The organism is Enterococcus sp. (genome assembly GCF_022711995.1).
GTDB lineage: Bacteria > Bacillota > Bacilli > Lactobacillales > Enterococcaceae > Enterococcus_D.
Genome location: NZ_JALAHI010000069.1, coordinates 1 through 7,833, shown reverse-complemented (window position 1 = coordinate 7,833; position 7,833 = coordinate 1). Strand labels below are relative to the sequence as shown.

Sequence of the window (7,833 nt, the reverse complement as noted above, 5' to 3'; positions counted from 1 at the left end):
TGATTAGACAATCCGCAACAGCGATTAAATCCTTTAAATCGTGTTGTGTTCCGTCAACAAAATAAGATGGATATTTTTTAGCCAGGCTCTTTAATTTTTTATCATGGGGATGAGCATGGACATAAAATACCCATTCATCGCCAATTTGTTTTTCAACTTGATGGAAGTCCAGTGGAAGCTCATAATCATTTTCTCTATAGGTTGGGACATAGAGAGCAATCTTTTTATTTGTTCCTTTTGATAAAATAGTCTTTTCTCTAAGAACTTTTTTCTCGTCTCGATTGAAATAATAATCCGTCATGGGATAACCAAATTTTAAGAAAATAGGATCAATATTGTAACTCTCAGCAAAAATTTTAGCCATTTCCGGAGAACTTACGACAAAATGCGTAAACGTATCATATACTTTTTGATAACGTTGTTGATCCTTAGCAGTTGCTTTCTTAGCATATTGAGCTTGCAAGCCAAACTTTTTGATTGCCCCATTTGCATGCCATATTTGAACAACTTGTGTTTGTTCATCAAATGATATTCCCCCCAGAAAGGCGAAATAATTATCACATAAAATCATTTGCGACATTTTGATTATCGGTATGATTTTAGTACATAGGGTATAAAAAGACTGCAGGGGATAGCAGTCGATCCCCTTTTCTTTATATCCGTCAGCTATTTCTTGGGCATTATTAGTGTAACAAATAATTAAGCGATTATTGTATTTCTTGACTAAAGCATCTACAACGTAGGTACTTGTTGAGGGAAAGCTAAGCAAAAAGACGATTTTTTTATTCTTAGGTCGTCTCCTCATCGAAAAAAAATGGACTAAGGATAAGTAAACTGTTTTCGAAAACGAAATTAAAATTTGTTTAATCATAAATAACCTCTATTTATTTACATTAGTTCTTATTTTAACCGATATTAAGTAAAAAGAAAATAAATGTAACAAAACCGTTATATTTCAACAAATGATCATGCAAAAATAGTCAGCTTCACTGTTTAAAAAAAGAGCATTTTCTCAATCTTTCGCCAAAGTTCACTGGGTAATCTCACCAAAAAAACCAGCTTCTTACTTAGAAGCTGGTTTTCTCTATCCCTCTATGGATAAATACGGTTCAACAAGCGTGGGAATGGAATGGCTTCTCGAACGTGTTCAATGCCTGATAACCAGGTAACTGTTCGCTCTAGCCCTAGTCCAAAACCGGTATGTGGCACGGAACCATATTTGCGTAAATCTAAATACCATGAGTATTCATTTTCATCTAATCCATGGTTGCGGATTTGTTCTAACAAGAACTCATAGTCTGTTGCCCGTTCAGAACCACCAATGATTTCACCATAGCCTTCTGGAGCGATCATATCTGCACAGATCACTACATCGTCTCTTGTTGGATGTGGTTTCATATAGAATGGCTTGATGGCTTTCGGATAGTTAAGAATAAAGACTGGTTGATCAAATGAGTTGGCGATAAAGGTTTCGTGTGGTGAACCAAAATCATCTCCCCATTGAATATCGTCAAAGCCATTTTTTTGCAATAGTTCTACAGCATCGTCATAGGAAATACGAGGGAAAGGCAATTTTGTATATTTTTCAAGGATTGCACGGTCTCTGCCTAAAACGTCCAACGCATAGTCGCAGTTATCCAAAACGCTTTGGACAAGGAAAGCAACATATTGTTCTTGGACTTCCAAGCTTTCTTCTTGATGCATGAAAGCCATTTCCGGTTCGATCATCCAAAATTCGATTAGGTGACGACGGGTTTTTGATTTTTCTGCCCGGAAAGTAGGTCCGAATGAAAAGACTTTGCCAAATGCCATCGCTGCCGCTTCCATGTATAATTGACCAGATTGAGATAAATACGCTTTTTGATCAAAATAATTGGTTTCAAAAAGATCGGTCGTTCCTTCTGGTGCAGATCCAGTCAAAATTGGTGGATCTACTTTGATAAAGCCGTTATTGTTGAAAAATTCGTAGGTAGCACGAATTACTTCGTTACGAATTTGCATGATTGCGTGTTGTCTTGAAGAGCGCAACCATAAATGGCGATGATCCATCAAGAAATCAGTTCCGTGTTCTTTCGGTGTGATTGGGTATTCATGGCTTTCACCGACGACTTCAATACCGCTGATGCCGATTTCGTAGCCAAATTTTGAACGGCTATCTTCACGAATTTCACCAGTTATTCGCACGGCAGTTTCTTGATTTAAGTTTTTGGCAAGCTGAAAGACTTCTTCGCCTACTTCATTTTTTACAACGATGCCTTGGAAATACGCTGTTCCATCACGCAATTGCAAAAAGGCAATTTTTCCGCTTGATCGTTTGTTCGCGACCCAAGCACCAATCTGTACTGTCTCGCCAACATGTTTTTTTGCATCTAAAATTTGAATAGATTCCACGAGTTTCTCTCCAATCTGATAATAAGGGTTCCATAAGCATTTTAAGCTTTTCGGCTTTTCTTTTCAACAAAATCCTGCAAACGTTTTGCAGCTTCTTCTAAAGTTGCCCAATCAGTAGCATAACTGATTCGTAAATTATCTGGTGCACCGAATCCAGCACCGGTAACTACTGCTACGCCGGTTTCTTCCAAAATAGCTTCCACAAAATCATTGATATCTTCATATCCGCACATTGTCATTGCTTCTCTTACATTTGGAAAAAGATAAAAGGCACCTTGGGGTTTCACTAAGCGAAAACCTGGGATCGCTGCAATGATCGGATAAATTCGATTTAAGCGTTCTTCAAATTGCTGACGCATGATTTCAATGGAATCCTGATTTCCTGACAATGCCTCTACCGCAGCGTATTGACTGACCGCTGTCGGATTGCTGGTTGCTTGGGAAGCAATATCCGTCATCGCTTGAATGATCTTGGGATCCCCTACAGCAAAGCCGATTCGCCAACCAGTCATCGCATAGGTTTTTGAAACACCATTAATAATAATCGTTTGCTTGCGAATAGCCTTAGACAGACTAGCCATAGGTGTAAAGGTATGACCGTTGTAAACCAGTCGGCCATAAATATCATCAGAAACAATCAAAATATTATGAGCAACTGCCCATTCTCCAATTGCCAACAATTCATCTTTTGAATAAATTGCGCCCGTTGGATTAGATGGGGAATTCAAAATGATCGCCTTTGTTTTCTCAGTTCTGGCTGCTTCCAGCTGAGAAACCGTTACTTTGAATTGTTCTGTTTCTGATGCTTCCACAAAGACGGGATGTCCGCCAGCAAGTTTGACTTGTTCTGCATAGCTGACCCAATAAGGGACTGGGATGATCACCTCATCTGCTGGATCAATCACTGCTTGGAACAACGCATAAAGAGCAAATTTAGCGCCATCAGTCACAATCACTTGCTTGGTCTCATAGGTTACTCCGTAAAATTCCTGTAAATAACGCAGGATGGCTTCTCTTAATTCTGGAATACCTGCTGTTGGTGTATAAAAACTTGCTTTCCCATTTTCAATGGCTTGGATCGCTGCTTGCCGAATATTTTCGGGGGTGATGAAATCTGGTTCTCCTACTGTAAGACTCAATACATCAACACCTTGTGCCTTTAAAGCCTTGGCTTTGGCAGCTGTAGCCAATGTTACTGAGGGCTCTACTTGATGCGCTCGTTTGGAAAGTGTCATGTCAACCATCCTTTCTCTAAATCAAATATTATTGATGGCATTGATTTCTTTGCCGTCTTTAAAACTTAGCAAATAATAATGAAGTTCACCAGCAGCATCTTTCGTCATGATTTCCCAAGCTGCTTGATCTTTATATAAACCTAAGGTAGCTTTTTGGATGGTTTCTTCTGGATGCTTATCGGCAATTTGTTGGCGCGCAGCTTCTTCCGTCAGTCCATCTGACTGGTTAAAAACGGACACTTTTTCACCGCTTTTAGGAATAATAACGACGATTTTGTTTTCTTTATCGTCTTTGCCAATCAAACTAAATGAAGAGGATTGACGATTGAACCAATAAAACTGATCAACTTCCTTCAAATCGGTGTACTTTTGCGCAATTTCGATTGCTTCATTACGTGCTTGTCGCATTGGACGTGTCGAACGGATGTAAAAAATCGATGAAAAAATGATAACGACCAGTAAAAAAACGATCGCTCCAAGTAATATCATCACGCGGCGTTGTTCTTTATCTTTCGTTTTCACTCGTTATCCTCCATAAAATAATATGCTCTATTATAGCAGATTTCAGCTCTCTTTTAAGAAAAATGTTTTTTTGGTGTTTCTTCTGCTTTAGAATCAAAAAAATCCCGGATGTCTTCAGTCATTTCCTGTGGCGTTGCTTCCTTAACAGGCAGGTGTTTGGGCAAGCCCTTGAGTATTCGTTTACCATATTTGGTAGACAGGATTCGACGATCTAGAACCACCATCACGCCTTGATCATTTTCTGAACGAATCAAACGCCCCAAAGCCTGACGCATTCGAATAATCGCTTTGGGCAAAGCATCTTCTTTAAAGGAATCGATGCCTTCTGAAGCTAAATACGCTTGGCGCGCTTGAACGAGTGGACGTTTGGGGTTCTCAAAGGGCAAGCGAGTCACCACAGCGATTTTAAGTGCTTGACCAGGTAAATCGATGCCTTCCCAAAAACTATCCGTACCAAAAAGAATCCCATTTTCTGCTAGTAAAAAACGCTTGATGATTTTCTCACGACTGCCCCCAGTACCTTGAGCCACCAGTTCTCGTCCTTGTTCCAATGCTTTTTTATGCAATTTATTGTAGACCCGCTTTAATGTGTCATGGGCGGTAAACAAAACGAGAGTTGGCTGTAAATTTTCAAATAGTAATGGCGCTAATGCATCCGCTAAAAACTGGGCATACTCCTCACTGTTTGCTTGCTGAATCGAAATTCCTTGTTTAACAATATAAAGACGCGCTTGCTTTTCATAATCGTAAAATGCTGGAATCGTTTTGACAGTGACTTCAGGAATCCCTAATCGATGAGCAAAATAGGATTTGTTACCAGGAATTTTCAGTGTACCGCCTAAGTACAGGATATGTTTGTAGCGCGAATACCATTTGCTATCGATGATCTGATTGCCCTGTAAATCTGCCACTTCGATGACTGCTGCAGCTGCTCCGGCTTTTTTCTTGATCCAATGGACATAGCGAGGTTGCCAGTTCATTAACCACGACTGTACTGTCTGCGCTTGAACATCTATCTCATGGAAATAATCAAAAAGACGAGCGATCAGAATGCGTTCACGAGCCAGTCGTCGCTCTTCAGTTGCCATCAATGCGGATTGCAGTCGCTGTTGGATCTCTAATATTTCTTTGTAATACAGTTGGATTTTTTGATGGAGACGGTCTTGCTGTAAACTGCCATCATAAAGATCCTTTCGTTGAACCAGCGTCAGTTCTTCCCCAGCGATGGCCAATGTTTCAAAATAGGCTTCTAGCGTATCGATAATCAGTTTGATGGCATCAATGTACAATGAAAATAAGTGAGAAAGATCGAATTCTTCAGCGACGAGTTGTCTGATTTCTTCAAATAAACCATCTTCATTCAACTGTAAAAATTGGCGTTTAAACTGCTGAGAATCAAACAAATGCTGGGAGTACCTTTCGGCAATCTCCGGCAAATGCTGAACTTCATCGATCAATAGAAAATCACTTTTGGGCAATAATGGGTTTTGTCGCCGATTTTCCTGCATCAAAAATGCATGGTTGATGATCAAGACGTTGCTCTGTGCCATCTTTTTGTACAGATGACGCACAAAATCCTCTTCATAAAAAGGCTGATTTTTTGCTAAGAAATCCACCCCTCGGTGACGAATCTCCAGAAAGAGCGGATGGTCCAAACGAACAAGGTTCAATTCATCCAAATCACCGGTCTCTGTTTTGGTCAGCCAAACTAAAAGCGCCATCTGGTATTGAGCATACTGTTTTTGTTCAAGCGGTTGATCCAATGTTGCTTTAAACCGCTGGAGATCAATGTAGTGTTGATGGCTCTTGACGACAGTTGCTTGTAAGGGTTGGTCCAGCACTTGATTGACCAACGGAATATCTTTGGCCAATATCTGATTTTGCAGCAAAATCGACGTGGTGCTGACGATCAATGGATTTTCCGGCGTCGCCAAATAGCTGGCCGGAAACAGATAACCGATGGTTTTTCCCATACCGGTTTCTGCTTCAATGATTAAATTTTTTTCTTCATGAGAAAAGTGTTCATAAACGGCATTCATCAATCGCGCTTGTTGTTTTCGATAACTGAGTCGGCCGTCAAAACATTTGAGTTTATCCGCTTTAACTTTCGGATATTCGCTGCGAAAATAGCTGGCCTCAAATAGCGGCACACTTTTTTTTCGCAAAACCAATCCATCGACTTCTTCCAATTGTTCAGGAAGCGGCCGTTTGTCTTGCTCATTGACGATCCGCTGAATATATTGACTAGTCTGCTTCCCCATTTGTCCGCTTAACTGAGCGATTTGCTTTAAAGTCGCCCATGGCAGTTCACGCATGATCGACTCAATGTATAGCAGCAATGCCGCTGTTACTTCCGCGTCACTATCCGCTTGATGGGGATTCTCATGCACGAATCCGATACTTTCAGCCAGATCTCCTAAACGAAAACTACTTTCAGTCGGTAAAAACACTTGGGCCAGTTCTACCGTGTCGATTCCCGGAATATCGAGGGGAGGCATACCGCACCGAATCAATTCTTGGTTCAAGAAATGGTAGTCAAAATAAATATTATGAGCCACAAAGATGGTTTGGGTCAGTAAATTGTAAATGGTATGCGCAACGTCTTCAAAATACGGCGCTTTTTTTACTTGTTGATTGGTTATATGAGTCAAATTTTGAATTTGTTTTGAAATTTTGCGATCCGGATTGATATCTGTCGCAAATCGATTAATGACTTTACCGTCTTGGATCAGCACGCATCCAAATTGGATGATCCGATCAAGGGCAGGGTCGGTGCCTGTTGTTTCAAGGTCGACCACAGCGTATATGGGTTTCATTTTGCTTCCTCCTTACGCACTTCTTGCATTATACTACAAAACCAATGCCCCTTACATCTGTTTTAGCCAATAACTACTCCCTCTAAAAGACAGGAAGACGAAAAAAATATGTTGGCGAGAGTCCCTCGCTGATGCTCTTGGTTCTACCATCAAAGTGCCATCCGTATCTTTCGACAAAGGACAGGAACTTTTTTATAATTTAATGAAGGAGGCGTTTAAATGAAGCGATTTGAAAATAAAAAGGTTATTGTGACGGGTGCAGCTTCTGGGATCGGCAAAGCCGTTGCGCAACAGTTTTTGGACCAAGGGGCAACGGTGGGGCTTTTGGATATTGACGAAAAAGAATTGAACGCGTTTGTAGCAGGCACTAAAGGGCAAGCGATTTATCGAGTGGTTGATGTCTCTAAAGGAGAAGAACTTTTGCAAGCAGTCACCGAATTGGCCCAGGAGTTGGCGGGGATCGATATTCTGCATGTTAATGCTGGAATCAACGGGACCTGGACAACGATTGAAGAACTTTCGCTGGAGGACTGGGACAGGACTATCTCTACCAATCTCCGCAGCACCTTTGTCACGGTCAAAGCAGCTATCCCTTTTTTAAAAGTCAACGGCGGCAGTATCGTGATCACAAGTTCAGTCAATGGCAACCGAATTTTCAAAAATTTTGGTGCCACTGCCTACAGTACCTCCAAAGCTGGGCAAGTCGCTTTCATGAAAATGGCTGCACTGGAGCTTTCCGGCTACAATATTCGCGTCAATGCGATTTGTCCTGGAGCGATTTCAACCAATATCGGAGAAAATACAGCCATCGAAGAAGCCATTGAGAAAATCAAGATACCAATAGTTTTTCCAGAACGTGAGCGGCCATT

General features: G+C 40.9%; 6 protein-coding genes. 1 reads left to right on the top strand and 5 read right to left on the bottom strand.

Features of this window, described 5'->3' with window-relative positions:
- The 5 genes from Q0A12_RS06795 to Q0A12_RS06775 all read right to left on the bottom strand — a co-directional run.
- Positions 1 to 871, bottom strand: an 871-nt coding sequence (locus Q0A12_RS06795; RefSeq protein ID WP_291291906.1) for a CDP-glycerol glycerophosphotransferase family protein, incomplete at its 3' end; no start/stop codon positions are given.
- Between the two features lie 221 nt (positions 872 to 1,092).
- A complete protein-coding gene (gene asnS / locus Q0A12_RS06790; RefSeq protein WP_291291905.1) occupies positions 1,093 to 2,391 on the bottom strand; it encodes an asparagine--tRNA ligase in 1,299 nt (432 codons plus the stop codon).
- Between the two features lie 41 nt (positions 2,392 to 2,432).
- Positions 2,433 to 3,626 carry a pyridoxal phosphate-dependent aminotransferase gene (locus tag Q0A12_RS06785; protein WP_291291904.1) on the bottom strand — a complete coding sequence of 398 codons (1,194 nt, stop codon included), beginning with the start codon at positions 3,624 to 3,626 and terminating at the stop codon, positions 2,433 to 2,435.
- A 21-nt stretch (positions 3,627 to 3,647) separates the two neighbouring features.
- The gene (locus Q0A12_RS06780) at positions 3,648 to 4,148 is read right to left on the bottom strand and encodes a DUF5590 domain-containing protein (protein WP_291291903.1); all 501 of its coding nucleotides are present in this window, start codon (positions 4,146 to 4,148) and stop codon (positions 3,648 to 3,650) included.
- A gap of 53 nt (positions 4,149 to 4,201) precedes the next feature.
- A complete protein-coding gene (locus Q0A12_RS06775) occupies positions 4,202 to 6,964 on the bottom strand; it encodes a helicase C-terminal domain-containing protein (protein ID WP_291291902.1) in 2,763 nt (920 codons plus the stop codon).
- Positions 6,965 to 7,183: 219 nt separating this feature from the next.
- Between Q0A12_RS06775 and Q0A12_RS06770 the strand changes: the two genes are divergently transcribed.
- The coding region (locus Q0A12_RS06770) for an SDR family NAD(P)-dependent oxidoreductase (protein WP_291291901.1) at positions 7,184 to 7,833 on the top strand (650 nt) is incomplete at its 3' end.

Bases quoted from the DNA above. Each gene is read 5' to 3' on its own strand.
- Q0A12_RS06785 (WP_291291904.1), bottom strand. From the start codon at position 3,626: ATGACACTTTCCAAACGAGCGCATCAAGTAGAGCCCTCAGTAACATTG.
- Q0A12_RS06775 (WP_291291902.1), bottom strand. From the start codon at position 6,964: ATGAAACCCATATACGCTGTGGTCGACCTTGAAACAACAGGCACCGAC.